Annotated in this window: 17 protein-coding genes; 12 read left to right on the forward strand and 5 right to left on the reverse strand. The window is 63.0% G+C overall.

What is annotated here, in order from left to right:
* Positions 1 to 2,184 carry a DUF1217 domain-containing protein gene (locus ACEN84_RS26560; protein WP_413712265.1) on the reverse strand — a complete coding sequence of 728 codons (2,184 nt, stop codon included), beginning with the start codon at positions 2,182 to 2,184 and terminating at the stop codon, positions 1 to 3.
* Between the two features lie 197 nt (positions 2,185 to 2,381).
* Positions 2,382 to 3,029: a TetR/AcrR family transcriptional regulator gene (locus ACEN84_RS26565; protein ID WP_413712266.1), complete on the reverse strand. Its 648-nt coding sequence runs from the start codon at positions 3,027 to 3,029 to the stop codon at positions 2,382 to 2,384.
* A gap of 521 nt (positions 3,030 to 3,550) precedes the next feature.
* Between ACEN84_RS26565 and ACEN84_RS26570 the strand changes: the two genes are divergently transcribed.
* From ACEN84_RS26570 to ACEN84_RS26605, 8 genes are all read left to right on the forward strand, one after another.
* The gene (locus ACEN84_RS26570; RefSeq protein WP_413712267.1) at positions 3,551 to 4,843 is read left to right on the forward strand and encodes a flagellar hook protein FlgE; all 1,293 of its coding nucleotides are present in this window, start codon (positions 3,551 to 3,553) and stop codon (positions 4,841 to 4,843) included.
* A gap of 12 nt (positions 4,844 to 4,855) precedes the next feature.
* On the forward strand, positions 4,856 to 6,316 hold the full coding sequence (gene flgK, locus ACEN84_RS26575; RefSeq protein WP_413712268.1) for a flagellar hook-associated protein FlgK: 1,461 nt from the start codon (positions 4,856 to 4,858) through the stop codon (positions 6,314 to 6,316).
* A 5-nt stretch (positions 6,317 to 6,321) separates the two neighbouring features.
* Positions 6,322 to 7,368: a flagellar hook-associated family protein gene (locus tag ACEN84_RS26580; protein ID WP_413712269.1), complete on the forward strand. Its 1,047-nt coding sequence runs from the start codon at positions 6,322 to 6,324 to the stop codon at positions 7,366 to 7,368.
* 9 nt (positions 7,369 to 7,377) lie between these two features.
* Complete coding sequence (locus ACEN84_RS26585; RefSeq protein WP_413712270.1) at positions 7,378 to 7,761, forward strand: hypothetical protein; 384 nt, start codon at positions 7,378 to 7,380, stop codon at positions 7,759 to 7,761.
* A 234-nt stretch (positions 7,762 to 7,995) separates the two neighbouring features.
* Positions 7,996 to 8,850: a DUF6502 family protein gene (locus ACEN84_RS26590; RefSeq protein WP_413712271.1), complete on the forward strand. Its 855-nt coding sequence runs from the start codon at positions 7,996 to 7,998 to the stop codon at positions 8,848 to 8,850.
* Positions 8,847 to 10,022 (forward strand): DUF5666 domain-containing protein, encoded by a 1,176-nt coding sequence (locus ACEN84_RS26595; RefSeq protein ID WP_413712272.1) that lies wholly within the window; start codon positions 8,847 to 8,849, stop codon positions 10,020 to 10,022. Before ACEN84_RS26590 ends, ACEN84_RS26595 begins: the two co-directional genes overlap by 4 nt.
* A gap of 191 nt (positions 10,023 to 10,213) precedes the next feature.
* The gene (locus tag ACEN84_RS26600; RefSeq protein WP_413712273.1) at positions 10,214 to 10,525 is read left to right on the forward strand and encodes an ArsR/SmtB family transcription factor; all 312 of its coding nucleotides are present in this window, start codon (positions 10,214 to 10,216) and stop codon (positions 10,523 to 10,525) included.
* An 8-nt stretch (positions 10,526 to 10,533) separates the two neighbouring features.
* Positions 10,534 to 10,782 carry a hypothetical protein gene (locus tag ACEN84_RS26605; protein WP_413712274.1) on the forward strand — a complete coding sequence of 83 codons (249 nt, stop codon included), beginning with the start codon at positions 10,534 to 10,536 and terminating at the stop codon, positions 10,780 to 10,782.
* Between the two features lie 49 nt (positions 10,783 to 10,831).
* Here ACEN84_RS26605 and ACEN84_RS26610 read toward each other — a convergent pair whose 3' ends face one another.
* Entirely contained in the window at positions 10,832 to 11,761 is a 930-nt protein-coding gene (locus tag ACEN84_RS26610; protein WP_112711279.1) for an aldo/keto reductase, read from the reverse strand.
* Between the two features lie 383 nt (positions 11,762 to 12,144).
* On the opposite strand from ACEN84_RS26610, the gene ACEN84_RS26615 reads away from it, so the two are divergent.
* Complete coding sequence (locus tag ACEN84_RS26615; protein WP_413712275.1) at positions 12,145 to 12,522, forward strand: RT0821/Lpp0805 family surface protein; 378 nt, start codon at positions 12,145 to 12,147, stop codon at positions 12,520 to 12,522.
* Between the two features lie 27 nt (positions 12,523 to 12,549).
* On the opposite strand, the gene ACEN84_RS26620 is transcribed toward ACEN84_RS26615, so the two are convergent.
* Complete coding sequence (locus ACEN84_RS26620; RefSeq protein WP_413712498.1) at positions 12,550 to 13,857, reverse strand: MFS transporter; 1,308 nt, start codon at positions 13,855 to 13,857, stop codon at positions 12,550 to 12,552.
* A 192-nt stretch (positions 13,858 to 14,049) separates the two neighbouring features.
* Between ACEN84_RS26620 and ACEN84_RS26625 the strand changes: the two genes are divergently transcribed.
* Positions 14,050 to 14,949: a LysR family transcriptional regulator gene (locus tag ACEN84_RS26625; protein ID WP_413712276.1), complete on the forward strand. Its 900-nt coding sequence runs from the start codon at positions 14,050 to 14,052 to the stop codon at positions 14,947 to 14,949.
* Positions 14,950 to 14,957: 8 nt separating this feature from the next.
* Here ACEN84_RS26625 and ACEN84_RS26630 read toward each other — a convergent pair whose 3' ends face one another.
* On the reverse strand, positions 14,958 to 15,806 hold the full coding sequence (locus ACEN84_RS26630) for an alpha/beta fold hydrolase (protein ID WP_246777613.1): 849 nt from the start codon (positions 15,804 to 15,806) through the stop codon (positions 14,958 to 14,960).
* A 202-nt stretch (positions 15,807 to 16,008) separates the two neighbouring features.
* On the opposite strand from ACEN84_RS26630, the gene ACEN84_RS26635 reads away from it, so the two are divergent.
* Both ACEN84_RS26635 and ACEN84_RS26640 read left to right on the forward strand, forming a co-directional pair.
* A complete protein-coding gene (locus ACEN84_RS26635; protein WP_413712277.1) occupies positions 16,009 to 16,905 on the forward strand; it encodes a LysR substrate-binding domain-containing protein in 897 nt (298 codons plus the stop codon).
* A gap of 145 nt (positions 16,906 to 17,050) precedes the next feature.
* A complete protein-coding gene (locus ACEN84_RS26640; RefSeq protein WP_112711273.1) occupies positions 17,051 to 17,248 on the forward strand; it encodes a hypothetical protein in 198 nt (65 codons plus the stop codon).
* Positions 17,249 to 17,410: the final 162 nt, after the last annotated feature.

Raw genomic sequence — 17,410 nt, forward strand, 5'->3', positions numbered from 1 at the left:
CTATCCCGTCTTCAGCTGCGCCATTGCCAGCAGCGTATCGGCGCTGATCGACGCCGAACCGGTCAATATGGACAGTGCGGGTGACGAAGTGTTGGTGCCGTTGGCGACGTCGTACATGGCGGTGAAGCGCTTGATCAAATCCTGGACCTTGTCGGGGTCGGAGAGGTCCTTCAGGTCGATGAAATTCTCGACCATCTCGGCCTGTTTATCGACATCCATGTTGGACACGTAGCTCGAGAGATTGAAGCTCGTGGTGAAGAATTCGAAGAGGGCGCTGTCGCCGAGGATGTCGTAGGCGCTGGAAATATCGGGCGCCTTGCGCTCGAAATAGAGGGCAAGGCGGACGCCGGTATTGCTGTCGCCCTGATCGGATTCCAGCGTCTGCTGCAGATAGAAATCGACGGTCTCAAGGACGTCGCCGCGCTGCTGGACGGTTCCCGTCGGGTCGTCCGACAGATTGCCGTCGCTGTCGAAATTGAAGGCGCCGACGAGTTCGGCGTAGCGGTAATCGTCGAGGCCGTTGACGTAGCTGTTCTCGTCGTCGAGGTCCGACGCAAACATCTTCTTGAGCTCGTCGTCGCTGACCTCGTCGGGGTCAAGCCCCTTGGCCTTCAGCGCGAAGGAGACGAGGCGGTCGTCGGCCAGGAATTCGCTTGAGGTCTTGATCGTCGCCATCTGCTCGCGGAAATAGCTGATCTCCGTGTCGGCGGCATCGGAGGCATCCGTCTGTTCGGTGCCGGTGAGATAGCGGATGGCGTCCTGTTTGTAATAGGTGGCGAAGTCGTCGATCACGGAAGAGGACATCGCCTGCAGGGGAACCGTGACGTCACCCTCGCTGTCGAAATTGAAGGCATCGCGGAATGCCTCGAAACGATCGTCGTGCAGGCGGTTCACATAGCTCTTGTCGTCGGTCGGATCGCTTTCCAGGATCTTCCGCAACTCGGCCTTGGAGACGGTCGAGGGATCGATGCCGAAGGCGGTCAGCGCGATGGCCGAGAGTTCGGGAAGCCCGTCATTGTCCTCGTCGTCATCGCTGGCATTGGTCTTCAGGAAGTCGTCGATCGAGGCGACGCTGGCGATGCGGGTCTTGTAATTCTCGATTGCATCGTCGCTGCTGGCAGCGGCGATCACGGATTGATAGCCGGAGGTAAAGGCCGAGGTCGTCGAAGCGGTCTGGTCGGCGGTCTGGGCGCTGACGCCATCGGCGAGATTGCCGCTCTCATCAAAATTGAAGGCGTCGTGCAGCGCGGAGAGACCGATCGCGGTCGCAACCGAGGCGCTCTTCAGCGACGCGGAGATGAAGTTGTCGTTGTCGGAATCGGCAAGGCCATAGGCGGTGCGCAGGTAGCTCACCAGCTTGTCGTCGCTCATCAGCTGGCTGACCGAGGTGATGCTGCCGATCACCGAAGCGAAATAGGTGGAATAGGCGTCGCCGGTCTCTGACGATGCGAAGGTCGAGCTGCCGACGGCATAGGCGCTGGAGACCAGTGCCGTCTGATCCTCGGATTGCGCCTCGCCATCGACCGAGCCGTCGCTGTTGAAATTGAAGGCCTTCGCCAGGTTCAGATAGACGTCGTCGCCGAGCTGGTTGACGAAGCTGTCGGGGTCATCAGGGTCGCTGGTCAGCACGTTCCTTAGAAAGCTGGTGGACGTATATTCGGTGCTGAGGCCGAAGGCCTTGAGCGTGAAGTTGGTGAGCCTGGTGTTCGACAGGAGGTCGTCGACCGAGGTGATCGAGCCGATCTTCTCCTGGAAATAATCGGTCTCCTCGCTGATCGCGTCGGTCTCGGCGTCGAAGGAGGCCTCGTAGGCGTCGAGCAGCGTATCCCGCTGGGTGCTGGATTGGGCGGTGGCGGTCTCGCCGGAGAATTTGAAGGCGGCGGCGAATTCGGCATATCGGCTATCGCTCAGGCTGTTGGCGAAGCTCGAGGAATCGCTGAGATCGCTCTCCAGGACCTTCTTCATGAAGGCCTTGGCATAGGTCATGTCCTCCAGACCGTAAGCCTTCATCGCATAGGAATAGAGCTTGTAGTCGTCCATGAACTCATCGACCGTGGTGATCTTGGTGATGTGCTCCTTGTAATAGTCGGTATCGCGCGCCACCGCGCCCTGCGAGGCGACGTTTCTGAGGCTCGTGGTCAGGTTGCCGGCGATGGCGAGATAGCTGACATAGGTGGAGACCATTGGCTGCTCCTTGGCGCAGGCGCGCGGATCGGCGTTCGCGGCCAGCGGAGGGAGGCCACGTCGGGGTGCTTTGGATGTGTGGAGATCGGCGCCTGTCATGGCGCGGACAACGCGAGTCATCCCGCGCCGGTTCTTAATTAAAGAACTATACGGTTCTGTATTTTATGTCAACGCCATGGCGCTGATATGCCTGGATGCTACCTGGCGTCGACGCCGGCGCAGAAGATGGCGATGCAGCGGCGCAGATGCGCCAGACGCTCCTCGCGGCCCTGCCATGCCTGGGCGCGGCCTTCCGGCGGGCCCATGCCGCCGAAAATCATGTCCATCAGCATACGTGCGCCGCTCGCGCTATCCTCGATACGGATGCGCCCTTCGGCGCGGCGCTCGTCCAGCCATGCCGAGAGCTCGCGGCGGGAGGCGAGAACGCCTTCGCGGTGCAGGATCTCGATAAGTTCGGGGAATTGCGGCGCTTCGCGGAAGACGAGTTGCAGCAGACCGGCGCGGTCGGCGTCGGTCTCCTCGTCGATATCGATCATGAAGATCTGCTCGAGCGACTGGGCGATGCTGATCGCTTCTGCCTCGCGCGGTAGGTCGAGCATCATGCGCCGGTGGGCGCCGACGACGGCGGCAAAGAGCTCTTCCTTGCTTTCGAACAGCTTGTAGAGCGTCTGCTTGGAAACGCCGGCTTCGGTGGCGACGACTGCCGTGGTGCTGGCCGCATAGCCGTTCCTGACAAAGATGCGGCGGGCGTTCTCGACGATATTGGCGCGCTTGTCGTCGTCGCTCGAAACCTTGGGCCTGCCGCGCTTGCGCGGTGCCTCGTCCTCATTCCCGCCGGCCGTCATCGATGCACGCAAGTCCCATTGGCGAAGCGCCGGGCGGGGCCGGCAAAACTGAAGATCGGCGCCCGGCGCAGAAAATTCAGTTGCCCTCTGACCGAATCAGAATTAGAGAACTGATTAGTTCTGTAATGCGTTGTTCGACTAACTTGCCCCCTGAGGAGCGCATATGACAGCCGTTCGCAGCACCAAACCGATGTGACGCTTTCCTGCGCCGTCTGCCGTTCGAAGCAGAAAGCGCCATTGTGTCCAATAAACCGTCTCCCGGCAAAAATGCAACCGCCGCGGAGAGCGAGACCCCACATCTCGATTTCGAGACCTTGAATGCGCTGCCGTCCCGCAGGGGCGGTCTCCAAACGCGCGGATGATCCGCTGCGACCTTCGCCATCAGGCGGCATTCCAACACGATCAGCCTCTTTGCGGTTGCCGGTGCCCGGCTGCCCGTGAGCCCTCGTGCGCGCTTTTCAGGCGCTGAATGCCGTCTTGTCCGGGGCATGTCCAGAAAATCCAAGAACAGGGATCAGATCATGAGCATCTTCGGCAGCATGAAAACCGCAGTTTCCGGCATGAACGCGCAGGCAAACCGCCTGAGCACGGTGTCCGACAATATCGCCAATGCCAATACCGTCGGCTACAAGTCGGTATCGACCTCCTTCTCCTCGCTGGTCCTGCCGTCCTCGTCGGGCAATTACAATTCCGGCGGCGTGCAGACCTCGGTGCGCCAGGCGATCTCGCAACAGGGCGATATTTCCTACACGACCTCGGCCTATGATCTGGCGATTTCAGGCGACGGCTTCTTCATCGTCGAGAGCCCCGACGGCACGCCGGTTCTGACGCGCTCCGGCGACTTCTCGGTCGACAGCAGCGGCAATCTGGTCAACAGCGCCGGTTTCACGCTGATGGGCTATTCCTACGATTCCGGCGCGCCGGCCGTCGTCGTCAACGGCTTCGATGGTCTCGTTCCGGTCAATGTCTCCCAGTCGGGCCTCAGCGCCATCGCCTCGACCAGTGCCTCTTTCAGCGGCAACCTGAATTCCGCTGCCGAAGTGGTCAGCGATACCACGACGCTGCCGAGCGCCAATTCCGCCTCGGTGACCGACGATACCAAGAAGATGTCGCTGGTCGCCTATGACAGCCTCGGCGCCACGGTCCAGTACGACTACTACTTCACCAAGACCGGCGTGACGACTGACGCCAACGGCGCCGTGACCGGCAGCACCTGGGAAGTGGCCGTCTATCGCAACGGCGATGCCGCAACCGGCAGCACGACGTCCTTCCCCTATTCATCGGATGCCGTCAGCACCGCGACGCTGAGCTTCGATGCGGATGGCAAGCTCACTTCGGCAACCGACACCGATATCGTCGATCCCACCACCGGCAAGACGATCACCATGGATTATTCCGGCTTCACCCAGCTGTCGTCGGATTTCTCGGCGACCGGCTCGGCCGATGGTCAGGCGGCAAGCGCCGTCAGCTCGGTCTCGATCAGCACTGCCGGCGTCGTCTCGGTGTCCTATGCCAACGGCACCAGCAAGGCGCTCTACCAGATCCCACTCGCGACCGTCGCCAGCCCCGACAACCTGACGCTTCTGAGCGGTAACGTCTATTCGGCGAACGGCATGTCCGGCGTCACCGTCACCGGCTTCCCGCAGTCGAACGGCCTTGGCTCGATCCAGTCGGGCGCGCTTGAGAGCTCGAATGTCGATCTCGCCGGTGAGCTGACCGAGATGATCGAGGCGCAGCGCAGCTACACCGCCAATTCCAAGGTCTTCCAGACGGGCTCCGACATCATGGACGTCCTGGTCAACCTGAAGCGCTAAGGGGAGAGGCTCATGACCCTTTCCTCCGCGCTGAACAGCGTTCAAAGCATCTTCAACACCACGGCGAAGCAGAGCAGCATTGTCTCGACCAACATCGCCAATGTCGGCAATTCCGACTATGTGCGCCGCCAAGCATCGGTCACCACTTCGCTTGCCGGAGCTCAGGTCGTCACCATCAGCCGGGCGCAGGAAGATGCGCTGCTGACGCAATATCTGCAGTCGAACTCGAAGGACAGCGCCCAGCAGACACTGCTCAGCGGGCTGGAAAGCCTGAAGTCGCTCGTCGGCGGCAACGACTACGAGACGTCGCCGAGCACCTATCTCAGCGCCTTCCAGCAGGCACTGCAGACGTTTGCCACGTCGCCGAGCAGCTCGATCACGGCGCAGTCGGCCGTGACGGCGGCGCAGGATCTGGCGAACTCGCTGAATACGGCAAGCGACGGCGTGCAGTCCGTCCGCGCCGATGCGGATGCCGAGATCGCCTCGCAGGTCGATACGCTGAACAGCCTGCTGTCGCAGTTCGAGACCGCCAACAATGCGGTCAAGGCCGCGACCGCCACCGGTGCCGATACGTCTTCGGCGCTCGATGAGCGCGAGAAGCTGCTGAAGCAGATCTCCTCGATCGTCGGCGTCACCTCGGTGACCCGCAGTAACAACGACATGGCGCTCTATACGTCCGATGGCACGGTGCTGTTCGAGACGATCCCGCGCAGCGTCACCTTCTCGCCGACCTCCACCTATGTGGCGGGAACCGAGGGCAATGCCGTCTACATCGACGGCGTGGCGTTGACGGCGGGCGAGGGCTCGACCACCGACGCCAATGGCAGCCTGCAGGCCCTGCTGCAGCTGCGTGACGAGGTGGCGCCGACCTTCCAGGCGCAGCTCGATGAGATCGCCAAGTCGCTGGTGCAGATCTTTTCAGAAAGCGACGGCACATCGAGTGCGCCGGGGCTTTTCACCTGGACGATGTCATCGGGCGCAGCAGGCGGCACGCCGTCGGCAAGCGACGATACGACGGGGATCGCTGCGACGATCTCGATCAACACAGCCGTCATCACCAGCCAGGGCGGCGATGCGATGAAGCTGCGCGACGGCAATATCAGCGGCATCACCGACCTCAATAGCTCCGGCGACGCAGGCTTCACCGACAATCTCGATAACCTCTATCAGGCGCTGTCCGCGAAGCGTGATTTCTCCTCCGACGCCGGGCTCTCTACCAGCCAGAGCCTGATGGACTATGCCAGCGCCTCGATCGGCTGGCTGGAAGAATATCGCAGCGGCGCGACCACCGCTTCGGAAAATACCTCGGCGGCGCTATCGCGCTCCGACGAGGCCTATTCGAACGAGACGGGCGTCAATCTGGACGAGGAGCTGACGCTGCTCCTCGACATCGAACAATCCTACAAGGCGGCGACCAAGATCCTGAACGTCATCGACGAGATGCTTCAGTCGCTGCTCGACATTGCGAGCTGATCACCATGAAAGCATCCTTCGTCTCTTCATCCGCCATGCAAAGCACGCTCAGGCTGACGATCAGCCAGTCGCAGACCAAACTGCTGCAGGCCTCGACGGAAGCGGCAACTGGCGTCTACAGCGATATCGGCGTGTCGCTCGGGTCGGGCGCTGCCAAGTCCGTCAACCTGACCAATGCTATCAGCCTCACCGATGCGCTGACGGCGAGCAACTCGATCGTCGGGCTGCGCATGGACGCGTCACAGACGGCGCTCTCCAGCCTCAAGGATGCCGGCGATACGCTGGTCTCGAACCTGACGGCGCTGCAGGCCGGGCAGGATTCGACCAGCGTCGCCGTCGCCCTGCAGGCGGCCAACGATACGCTGTCGCAGCTCATTTCGACGGCCAATACCTCCGTCAACGGCGAGTTCGTCTTCGCCGGGACGAATATCGACGAGACGCCTCTGACCGACCAGTCAGCAACGATGACGGAGGCGATCACTTCAGCGCTCAGTGACTATGCCACGAGCCTCGGCAAGCCGGTCAACGAGCTCTCCGGCGACGAGATCACCAGCTTCATCACCGGCACAATCGAGCCGATGTTCTCCGAAAGTGCCTGGACCGATCCAGCGAATGGCTGGTCGACGGCGTCAAGCAACAGCATGACGAGCCGCATCAGCGAGAACGAAACGATCTCGTCTTCGACCAGCGCCAATTCGGAGGGAATGCGCTACCTGGCGCTCGCCTCCGTCGTCATCTCGTCGCTGTTCGGCCAGGATCTCGGCGCCGACGCCAAGAGCGCAGTGGCCTCCAAGGCGATCAGCTACGCCTCGCAGGCGACCAGCGGGATCGTCACGCAACAGAGCCAGCTCGGCCTGTCGCAGGAGCGGCTGGAGAAGGCGAACGACGCGCTCGATGCGCGCTCGACGCTCTATCAGGGCAATCTCGTCGATCTGCAGGGCGTCGATGTCTATGAGGCCTCGACCCTCGTCAATCAGCTGCAGACGCAGCTGGAGACCGCCTACACGCTGGTCTCCAAGCTGCAGCAGCTGAGCCTCGTCAACTATCTCTGAGGGGCCCCGATGAGCCTGCCGAAACCCCGAACCTCGATCCTGGATGCGGCACGCTCGATGACGTCGCGCCAGGCCTATATGACCGAACTCTCCTTCCAGCTCGCCTCCAATATCGTCGATACCATCCCGTTCATCGGCGCCAAGCGCGACGCAAAGCAGGAGCGGGCCTGGCCGCGTTCCGGCATCTTCACCGACGATGGCGTCGAGATGGCGGAGACGCCGCAGGAGATCTTCGACCTCTGCGAATTGCTGGCCGAGAACATCCAGCTCGGCCAGACCTTCGACGTCTTCCAGGTTTTCCACAAGATCGCGCGGCTCGACCGGCTTATCGACTGGAGCGGCGAGGGGCTGCAGGGCGGCGGCGGCAGTACCGAAAATCGCACCGTTCACTGATGGCGGCGCGCCTGTTATGTCCTTGTTTCAGCAAGAGATGATATCCGGCGCGTCGGCTGAAGGCCGGCCGGAGGGGTGTCTTAGCGGTGCGTCCCTCCGGCCGGTTATGGCCTTATTGGCAGCCTTTCCGGCCAGGGCCGGGGCGTTGCGGCAGCGCATGGTTTCGCTTACGGCATATCGATGGCCGTCAGCCCGTTACAGTGGTCGGCGGCCTTGCTAGACCGGGTATATCCGATGCCGACGCCGCGCGCGAAACGTCCGTTCTCCGAAGAGAACCTGCAGGCCATGTTGATCCGCGTGCTCCGGCCGCTGGTGAAGCTCGCGCTGTCGTCCGGGCTCGGCTTTCCGGCTTTTTCGGCGGTGCTCAGAAGGCTTTACATCGAAGTAGCGGAAAATGACTTTGCGCTTGCCAACAAGCAGCAGACGGATAGCCGCATCTCGCTTCTGACCGGCATCCACCGCAAGGATGTCAGCCGTCTGCGCGGTGAGCCGCTCTCCGAGGCGGCGCTGCCGCCGGCCGTCTCGCAGACCGGCCGCGTCATCGCCCGCTGGCTCGCCGACCCCACCTATTGCGACGAAAACGGCAAGCCCTTGCCGCTGCCGCGCACCGCGCCCGACGATGGTCCGTCCTTCGAGCGGCTCGTCACCGAGGTGACGCGTGACGTGCACCCGCGCGCCGTGCTCGACGAATGGCTCGACCGCGGCACCGCATTAATCGACGCCGAGGGCCGGGTGACGCTCGATGTCGCCTCCGTGGTGCCGAGTGCCGCCGACGATGCCCGCCGCCACTATTTCACCCGTAACCTGCATGACCATGCGCTTGCGGCCGTCACCAACGTCCTGAGCGACAGCCCCCCGCATCTGGAGCGCGCTGTTCACTACGACCGGATTTCGACGGAGCTTGCCGCGCGACTCGACGGTATGGCGCGGGAAGAGACGATGGCGATGCTCCTGAAGCTCAACAAGATCGCCCACCAGCTGGTACAGCAGGATCCGGGTGGCGACGGCCGCTGGATCACCGGCGTCTACGTGATGAACGAGACCGTCGCGCCTGATGCCTCCACTGGAGCCGGGGAGGGCAAGCCATGAGGCCTCCCATGCTTTCCAGACGCCAGCTCCTGCTCGGCAGCGTCGCGCTGCAGCTCTTCGGTGCCCTGCCTGCCGACGCCCGTGGCAAGAGCGGCGGCAGCAATAGCGGCAACGGCGACCATGGTATCGGCGGCTCCGGCCTTTCCGTTCATGGCGGCGAGAACGAGGACCACGGCATCGGCGGTACGGGCATCGTCGGCACGATCCAGGGCTTCGGCTCGATCATCGTCAACGACGTCCACATCCCCTTTACTCGCAGGACGCCCGTCACGATCGACGGCAAGCGGGTTTCGACACGGGAGATGCAGATCGGCCATGTCGTGCGCGTCCTCCTCGACGGACGCCGGGCACGGCGGATCAGCATCACCAGCGAGGTGCAGGGCCGCATCGACCGGATCGGCTCCCGGAGCCTCTCGATCCTGCATCAGCGGGTTGCGACCCACGGGCTCGACACGAGTTCGCTGAAGGTCGGCGATGTCGTTGCGGTCTTCGGCATCCGCAAGCCTGACGGCAAGATCGTCGCGCGGCGGATCGAGCCGCGCCCGGCGGGCGCCGGACAGCATGTGCGCGGCGTTGCCGAGCCGAGAGGCGCCGGCGTTGCGATCGGCGGTCTTTCACTCGGGCCGCGCTACTTCGGGATTGTTGGCCGTCCGGCCCTGGTGCGCTTCCAGACTATAGCCGGCTTGACGGCTGTCTCGACGGTCGCCGTCGAGCCTCTTGTCCCCGGGCTGAAACGCGGCCTCGTCAATGTCGAGACCTATGGCCGGCAGGGCAGCAGTTCGCTCGTGCTCGGGATCGGCCGTTTCCCGCCGCGAGGGCCGATGCGCTTCGGTCCCGGTGGCCATGCCTTTGCCGATATCGCCGTGCGCGACGGCGGGCGGCTGATGGATCCCCGCAACGGCATGCGGACCGATTTCGGTCCTTCCGGAGGTCCGGGTCCGAATGGTCAACCCGGTGGTCCGCCGCCTGACGGGCGCCCCTTCGACGGTTCGCAGTTCAATGGCCCTGGTTTCGGACCTGGACCCGGTAGCGGCCCACCGCCTGGTGGTCCGCCTCCGGGTGGCCCCCCGCCGGGTGGTGTCGGTCATCCCCCCGGCGGCTTTGGCGGACCCGGTGGCTTCGGCGGGCCGGGCGGTCCGCCGTCAGGCCCCCCTGGACCAGCGCCTGATTGAGGCGCTTGCGGAAGCGTCTGCTAATTGACATATGGGAAAAATTCCCATTTATTAGGGATGCGATTCTGAAATGCTTGCTTTGCCGCGGCAGCAGTCGCCGGCCGTCCACCTGCGCAACCCCAAGCTGGTAGACGGCCGCCCCGTTTTTTCATGCGTTTGTTTCAATCAACCGTTGACGGATGCGATTGCCGATGGCCGATCGAGAAATGATCCAGGCGTATGCCATGCGTTTGCTGGCAATGGGTAACCCCAAGCGACTGGAAATCCTGGCGATCCTCAACGAAGAAGAGATGAGTGTCTGCGATCTGGCGGACCAGCTCGGCATGGGCCAGTCGTCGCTGTCGCAGCATCTGGCCCGGCTGCGGCAGGCCGATCTGGTCACCACACGCCGCGAGGGGCAGCTGATCTTCTACCGCTCGGCCCGTCCCTGCCTTCTGGAATTGCTCAAGAATTTGTCCCGGCAGTTTTCCGCCCCGCGCGCAGCGCCGGCCGTTCGACGATAGGATCCATCATGCTGAGATTAGACGAGCAGCTTTACGGACAATATGACGAGATCCCGCCCTCCGTGGTCACCACCTGGGAGAACCGCGAGGCGATCCTGCAGATGATGCAGGACGCGGCGGGTCTCAGCCAGCGGCTGCAGCGGCTCTGGGAGCGCAGCGGCTCGGTCGGCCGCCTCTCACAGGATCATACCGAGGAGATGGCGCTGCTGCTCGCCCGGCTCGGCGATCTCGGCAGCACCCTGCAGCGCCTGGATTGATTGCAGCGATGCCCCGTAAAGGGCATCGCTGACACGGGATCACCCGATCTTACGGCACCTTGTTGCCGGCAGCGCGGAACAGGCGGTACCATTCTTCGCGGGTCAGATCGACATCCGAACCTGCAACGCTTTCGCGAACGCGCGCGGCCTTGGTGGTGCCGAGGACGACCTGGATATTGGCCGGATGACGGGTGATCCAGGCGACCGCGATGCCGGTCGGCGTCACGCCGTATTTGGCGGCCAGCTCGTCGAGCACGTCGTTGAGCTCGGCAAAGTCCTTGCGGTCGCCGATGAAGACGCCGTCGAAGAAGCCCTTCTGGAAGGGCGACCATGCCTGCAGCATCATGCCGTTGAGGCGCGAATAATCGAGAAGGCCGACATCGCGCGAGATCGACTGGTCGAGACCGGCCATGTTGGCGGCGACGCCCTGGGCGATCAGATTGGCATGGGTGATGCTGAGCTGGACCTGGTTGAACAGCAGCGGCTGCGTGACCGCGGTCTTCAGGAGCTCGATCTGGCCCGGCGTATGGTTGGAAACGCCGAAATGCTTTACCTTGCCGGCCTTGTGCAGCGTCTCGAAGGCATCGGCCACTTCTTCAGGCTCGACCAGCGTATCCGGGCGGTGGAGCAGCAGCACGTCGAGATAATCGGTTTTCAGCGCGGCAAGCGAGCCGTCGACCGACTGCAGGATATGTTCGCGCGAAAAGTCGAACCAGCCGCGGCGAATGCCGACCTTGCTCTGGATGCTGATCCGCGAACGGTCGGCCGCCGACAGTTTCACGGCCTCGCCGAAGCGCTTCTCGCAGCGGTGGCGCTCGCCGCCGTAGATGTCGGCGTGGTCGATGACGGTCACACCAGCTTCGACCGCGGCATCGAACAGCCCGCGAATCTCCGCATCGGTCATCTCGGCGATGCGCATCAGGCCGAGGATGACGCTGGAAACGCTGAGCGACGTGTTCTTGACAGTATAGGTTTTCATGAAATCTGGACCTCGTTGAGCATAGAGGGAACGACCGCAATCTATCGCGGCCAAAAACGAAAACTCTCCTCCGTCAGGACTGCCTCCCACAAGCGCCCTGACAAACGGCCGCTCCTGAAGCGTGCCCGCGACGTAGATAGCACCTCTGGCGGCGCGATCGAATCTTTTTATCGGGGATGCCGAAGGGGAGGTTGCCGCGATCGCCAAGGCCGATCGGAGAATTCCACGCCACCACAAGCACTTGAAGAACTGCTCCCGCCATATTGACCTGCGGTAGCAGCAGACATTAAGACGATACTAACCATGGCGGCATGGGATCGACGAAGTGGCCCGCTTCTGAACACATTGCTGTGTCAGAGGCACTTTTGAAACTGGATGACTCCATGACAGAAAAGCCGATCGCGCCGCTCCTTGCCTGCCTGATGCTCCTGCTGCCGCTGGCAGCGTGTTCGCATACCGAACCGCTGGAAACAGTGGCGGTCACGTCTTCCGTGCCGAAGCAGGCTCCGATGACGGATCAGTCGGTTATCGCCGATGCTGTCGGCAATGCGCCGGTCGGTGCGAGTACCCTGGCTTGGGCCAATCCTTCGACGGGCAGTGCCGGTGTTATCGAAAAGATCGACGCTGCAGGCGATGGTCCGGATGGATGCCGGCGGTTCGTGACGAGCAGCCAAAGCCTGGAAGGCACGACGCGGTTCGATGGCGTTGCCTGCCCGGCCGATGGTTCCTGGAAGGTAACCGGGGCGCCGGGATTGCACTGATCCCCGACGCCACCGCTTCGGCGCTGTTTACGCTTTCCCCGCCACTTCATACCGTCCACGGCTGAGGCTCACCAGACTTGCCACGGCAGCGCAGGCGCTGGCCGTGAGGATTGCCGTTTCGAGCGCAATCGATATCGGCAGCAGCGTGAAGATGATCGACATCGAAATCCCGCCCAAGGTCTGACCGAGTAGCCGTGCCGTGCCCTGCATGGCGCCAGCCGCGCCGCTCCGGGCCTTCGGTGCCGACAACAGCAGGATCCGGTTGTTCGGGGTCTGAAACAATCCGAAGCCGAAGCCGGAAATCACAGTGCCCGTCAGGAACGCGATGGCATGCGGGTCCGATGGCGCAAAGCCGATGATCAGAAGACCGAACGCCAGAAGAGCCCCGCCTGTGGCGCAGAGCCAGGCCGTCTTGACGCGGTTGGCGAGGCGCCCGGAAATCGGCGCAATAATGGCGGTCGCGATCGGCCAGGGCATCATGTAGAGGCCGGCGAGAACCGGGGACATCTGATAGCTGTGCTGCAGGTAGAAGGGCAGGGCGATGTAGCTCAGCATCTGTCCGCTGAAGCAGCAGACCGAGGCGATGACCGCAACTCGGAAAGCCGGTTCCGCCAGAAGATCGGTCGGGATGATCGGCGTGCGGCTTCCGCGTTCGAGACGTAGCAAGGCGGCGAGGCAGGCGAGTGCGGCGGCGATCAGGGCGACACCGGTAACCGGCGCGGTGGCGATCCGTTCGGTGCCGCAGAAGAACAGGATGAACATCAGCGTGTTCAGGAGCAGCGCCCTGGTGTTCAGCGGGCGATCGGCGCGCTCCATCTTCCCAAGCAGCCGCCCACCGATCAGAACGATGGTGCCGAGCGGCAGGTTGACGGCAAAGAGCCACGGCCATTGGGTCACAGAGAGGATCGCACCGGCAATGCCGGGGCCGGCAGCCGCCGAGATGGCGATAACCATGGCGTTGACGCCGATGATCGGCCCAAGCGATCGCTCTGGCACGACGGCGCGCAGGTTCATCATTGCAAGCGCCATGATCGCGCCACCGCCGAGGCCCTGCGCGAAGCGGGCAACGACCAGAACGGGCAGATTGCCGGCAAGGGCGCAGGCCGCCGAGGCTGCGGTAAACAGCGCGACACCGGCGAGGAAGACCCGCCGGGCGCCGTAGATTTCTCCGAGCGCCCCGCAGGGCAGAATGGCGACAAGCACGGCCAGCTGATAGGCCGAAACGACCCAGACGGTGCTGCCTGCATCGGCCTTCATCGACAGCGCGATCGACGGTAGGGCGACATTGGCGATTGCGCCGTCGAGGACGACGAGAACGATGGTCGACAGGATCAGCGCGACGGCAATCCGGCTGCGCGCCGACTTCAGGCCGGGCTCGTCGGCGACGGGCATTGTTGAAGCGAGGGACATCAGGACACTCCCTTTGGTTTCCATGCCCGATAGCTACGCTCTGCGGACGAGTTGCGCCAGACGCAACGAAGTAAAAGTACCGTTGCATAAAACGCCATTCATCAATATCGTTCAGCCATGACGGAAGTCGATCTCAATCTGCTGGTCGCCCTGGATGCCCTGCTGCAGGAGCAGAGCGTCTCGGCCGCCGCACGCCGGATGAACCTCAGCACCTCCGCAATGAGCAGAACGCTGTCGCGCCTGCGGACCGCGCTGCGCGATCCGATCCTGGTGCCCGCCGGCCGCGGCATGGTCGCCACCCCGCATGCTCTCGCCATCGCCGCAGACGTCCACGCGCTGAAAGAGGCGGTGGTCAGGGTGCTGAGCCCGGCGGCAACGCTTGATATCCGCGAGATCAGCCGCGACTTCACCATCCGGGCCAACGAGGCCTTCGTGCTTCTCTATGCCGCGACCTTGAGCGCCGCCGTCGCCGGTGCTGCGCCCGGCATCCGCCTTCGCTTCGCGCCGAGATCGGACAAGGACGTGCACCCCCTGCGAGAGGCGGCCGTCGATCTCGATATAGGGGTCTTGCCCGCCGACGCCGGCGAGCTGCGCTGCCAGACGCTGTTTGAAGACCGCTATGTCGGTGTTGCCAGACACGGCCACCCCATTCTTGACACGGGCAAGCTGACTGTCGGCGCCTATGCCGCCTGCGGCCATGTCGTCTTCTCCCCACAGGCCGATTTTTCCGGTCCTGTCGACAGGGCCTTGGCAGAGCTTGGCGCCCACCGCGAGGTCAAGCTGATCGTCCCGAGCTTTCCAGCGGTGATTGCCGTCGCCTCGACATCGGATCTGATCGGCTCGATTCCGAAATCCTATCTGAGATCGGCCGCCGCCGACCAGATCGCGACCTTCGACCTGCCGTTTGTCATGCCGGGTTTCGATATCGTGCAGGCCTGGCATCCGCGGATGGATGCCGATCCCGTCCATCGCTGGCTGCGGGCGCTGATCTTCGAGACGTTCCGCTCGATGGGCTGATCGCCCGGTCAGGGCGTCGATGCGTTCGTCGCGCTCGCGCCGTCTCCATCCACGAAGTCTTCGACCGCTTTGATATACTGGTCCGGGTCCTGGTAGATCGCCAGATGGCTGACATCCTTGAGGATAACGAGCTTGGCGCCCGGGATGGCCGAGGCGATGTAGCGGGAATGTTCCGGCAGGATGAACTCGTCATGATCGCCGACGACGATCTCGGTTGGCACCGTGATCTTGCCGAGGTCGGCGGCGGTGTAGTTGGGCTCGGTGGCCCAGAGCTTTTGGATCGCCGCCTTGAAATTCGAGAAGTCGTCCGGCGTGGGCGACAGGCGCTTGTATTCCGTTTCGTCGCGCGCGCCGGCGGCGGTCAGCGCCGTCATGTCGGGGTCGTCGTTCAGGCCGTCGGGCGTGACATTGGCCGCGTGGGCGAAGAGTTTCGCCAGATGGTCCGGATGGTTCATGGCAATGTCGAGGCCGATGATCGCGCCGTCGCTCCATCCGACCAGCGAGACCTTCGGCTCCTTCAGCTTGTCGAGCAGGGCCACATAGTCTTCGGCCATCATATGATAGGTATAGGGCGCATCGGTGCGCGTTGAACGCCCGTGGCCTCTGCTGTCGGCGACGATGACTTCATGATGCTCAGAAAGCCGCGGCACTTCGAAGCCCCAGACATCCCCGGTTCCCATGCCGCCGTGCACCAGGAGGATCGGATTGCCCCGGCCCTTGCCGTAGATCGCATAATACATGCGAATGCCGTTCACATCCGCCAGGCCGCTCTCGTCGGCGACGGGCATCGGCGGAGGAGGGGTGAAGACCTGCCACTTTTCGGCAGCATGTGTCCCCTGGACCGATGCAAGATGCATCAAAACGGCTGCTAATTTTGACAATGCGTGTCGAAGCATGACAGGTATCCGCAAAAGCGAGGTTTTTATTAACCTACTGCAATCTCCATGCCACGGGCGAGCCCCCGCCGCATCATCTATCGCTGATGACTAAGACATTCCGATGCGCTACCGGAGTGCCGTTCTAGGAATTGTCGCATCGGGCGACGCACAGGAGGCAGCAATGCCGGCAAACGACCTGAACGACATCCGGTATTTCACCGCTGTCGTCGCACATGGCGGCTACGCGGCGGCAAGCCGCAATCTCGGTATTCCGCGCTCGAAGCTCAGCGTCCGGGTCCAGAAGCTCGAGGACGAGCTGAGCACCCGCCTGATCGAGCGATCGACGCGCAATTTTCGTGTCACCGAGATCGGACGGGACTTCTACGAACGCTGCGTGGCGATCCTTCAGGCCGCCGAGGATGCGCGAAACGCGGTGATCAGCGCGCAGGAGCGCCCGAGGGGTCTGATCCGGCTCGGATGCCCGATGCCTTTCGTCGATCTCGTCGTGACCCGGACCATCCAGAATTTTCTGAGCCGCTATCCTGAGGTCTCCGTCCAGGTCGTCGGTGTCGAGCATAACAGTGACCTGGTTGGCGAAGGCATCGATCTCGAAATCCGCTCCAGCCGGGAACGCGAAACGCAGTCGAGCGTCGTCATGCGGCGGCTGGCCAAGGCGTCGTCGGTCCTGGTCGCAAGCCCGGCCTTTCTCGAGGAGGCGGGCGCGATCACCTCGATCGCGCAGCTCGAAGACCTTCCGCTGCTGACGGCGACAAGCCTCTACGACGAAGATACCTGGCAGATGACGGGTCCGAACAAGGAGGTCGCGATCGTCAAGAAGCGGGCGCGTCTCGCCTGTCGCAGCATTCCGGCGGTGCTCGCCGCGCTGCGCTCGGGCCTCGGCATCGCCATGCTGCCGGAGATAACCTGCCGTGACGATCTGGCGGCCGGCCGTCTTGTCCGCATCCTGCCGGACTGGAGCCCGGCGGATGAGGAAGTCTATCTCGCCTTTGCAACGCGCAAGGGCAACTCTCCCGCGGTTCGCGCGCTCATCGACTTCTTCGTGGAGAATGCCGAATAGGGAACACCCGGCTTCAGGCTTAAGCCGAAGGACCAAGGTGATATTGCCGGCATTTGGATAGATAGTGACAGTGCAATGCGTGGCGCTTCCGCCTGGCGCGGAGCGCTCCGGCGCCTTGAGTGCAGCGTTTGGTGGCGAGTACCCGATGACATCAGAGCCCAGTGGTATCAAGGATCACATCCTGAAAACGATCGACACGATGGAGACCCTCGGGTCATCACAGGATTTCGGTGTCCGCAGGAAGTTCAACAGGATGATCGGCGATCAATATGAGGCGCTGATCGCGCTCAGCGCCTCCGAACTGCGCGAGATGGCCGGCGATCCCTCGCCGGATGATTTGTGAGGCATGTCATGAGACGGCTCATCGTATCGGAAGCCCTGACGACCCTGATCGTGCTGACGCTGCTCATCGGCTTCGTGCTTTACGACCATTCCGAGCCCGGCGGCTTCCTGTCGATCCGGTGAAAGCAAAAACGGCCCGGCAGGGCCGGACCGTTCCACGTCT

Origin of the sequence: Rhizobium sp. Rhizsp82 (assembly GCF_047325115.1) — a bacterium.
GTDB lineage: Bacteria > Pseudomonadota > Alphaproteobacteria > Rhizobiales > Rhizobiaceae > Rhizobium.

Bases quoted from the DNA above. Each gene is read 5' to 3' on its own strand.
- ACEN84_RS26560 (WP_413712265.1), bottom strand. From the start codon at position 2,184: ATGGTCTCCACCTATGTCAGCTATCTCGCCATCGCCGGCAACCTGACC.
- ACEN84_RS26565 (WP_413712266.1), bottom strand. From the start codon at position 3,029: ATGACGGCCGGCGGGAATGAGGACGAGGCACCGCGCAAGCGCGGCAGG.
- ACEN84_RS26570 (WP_413712267.1), top strand. From the start codon at position 3,551: ATGAGCATCTTCGGCAGCATGAAAACCGCAGTTTCCGGCATGAACGCG.
- flgK (WP_413712268.1), top strand. From the start codon at position 4,856: ATGACCCTTTCCTCCGCGCTGAACAGCGTTCAAAGCATCTTCAACACC.
- ACEN84_RS26580 (WP_413712269.1), top strand. From the start codon at position 6,322: ATGAAAGCATCCTTCGTCTCTTCATCCGCCATGCAAAGCACGCTCAGG.
- ACEN84_RS26585 (WP_413712270.1), top strand. From the start codon at position 7,378: ATGAGCCTGCCGAAACCCCGAACCTCGATCCTGGATGCGGCACGCTCG.
- ACEN84_RS26590 (WP_413712271.1), top strand. From the start codon at position 7,996: ATGCCGACGCCGCGCGCGAAACGTCCGTTCTCCGAAGAGAACCTGCAG.
- ACEN84_RS26595 (WP_413712272.1), top strand. From the start codon at position 8,847: ATGAGGCCTCCCATGCTTTCCAGACGCCAGCTCCTGCTCGGCAGCGTC.
- ACEN84_RS26600 (WP_413712273.1), top strand. From the start codon at position 10,214: ATGGCCGATCGAGAAATGATCCAGGCGTATGCCATGCGTTTGCTGGCA.
- ACEN84_RS26605 (WP_413712274.1), top strand. From the start codon at position 10,534: ATGCTGAGATTAGACGAGCAGCTTTACGGACAATATGACGAGATCCCG.
- ACEN84_RS26610 (WP_112711279.1), bottom strand. From the start codon at position 11,761: ATGAAAACCTATACTGTCAAGAACACGTCGCTCAGCGTTTCCAGCGTC.
- ACEN84_RS26615 (WP_413712275.1), top strand. From the start codon at position 12,145: ATGACAGAAAAGCCGATCGCGCCGCTCCTTGCCTGCCTGATGCTCCTG.
- ACEN84_RS26625 (WP_413712276.1), top strand. From the start codon at position 14,050: ATGACGGAAGTCGATCTCAATCTGCTGGTCGCCCTGGATGCCCTGCTG.
- ACEN84_RS26630 (WP_246777613.1), bottom strand. From the start codon at position 15,806: ATGCATCTTGCATCGGTCCAGGGGACACATGCTGCCGAAAAGTGGCAG.
- ACEN84_RS26635 (WP_413712277.1), top strand. From the start codon at position 16,009: ATGCCGGCAAACGACCTGAACGACATCCGGTATTTCACCGCTGTCGTC.
- ACEN84_RS26640 (WP_112711273.1), top strand. From the start codon at position 17,051: ATGACATCAGAGCCCAGTGGTATCAAGGATCACATCCTGAAAACGATC.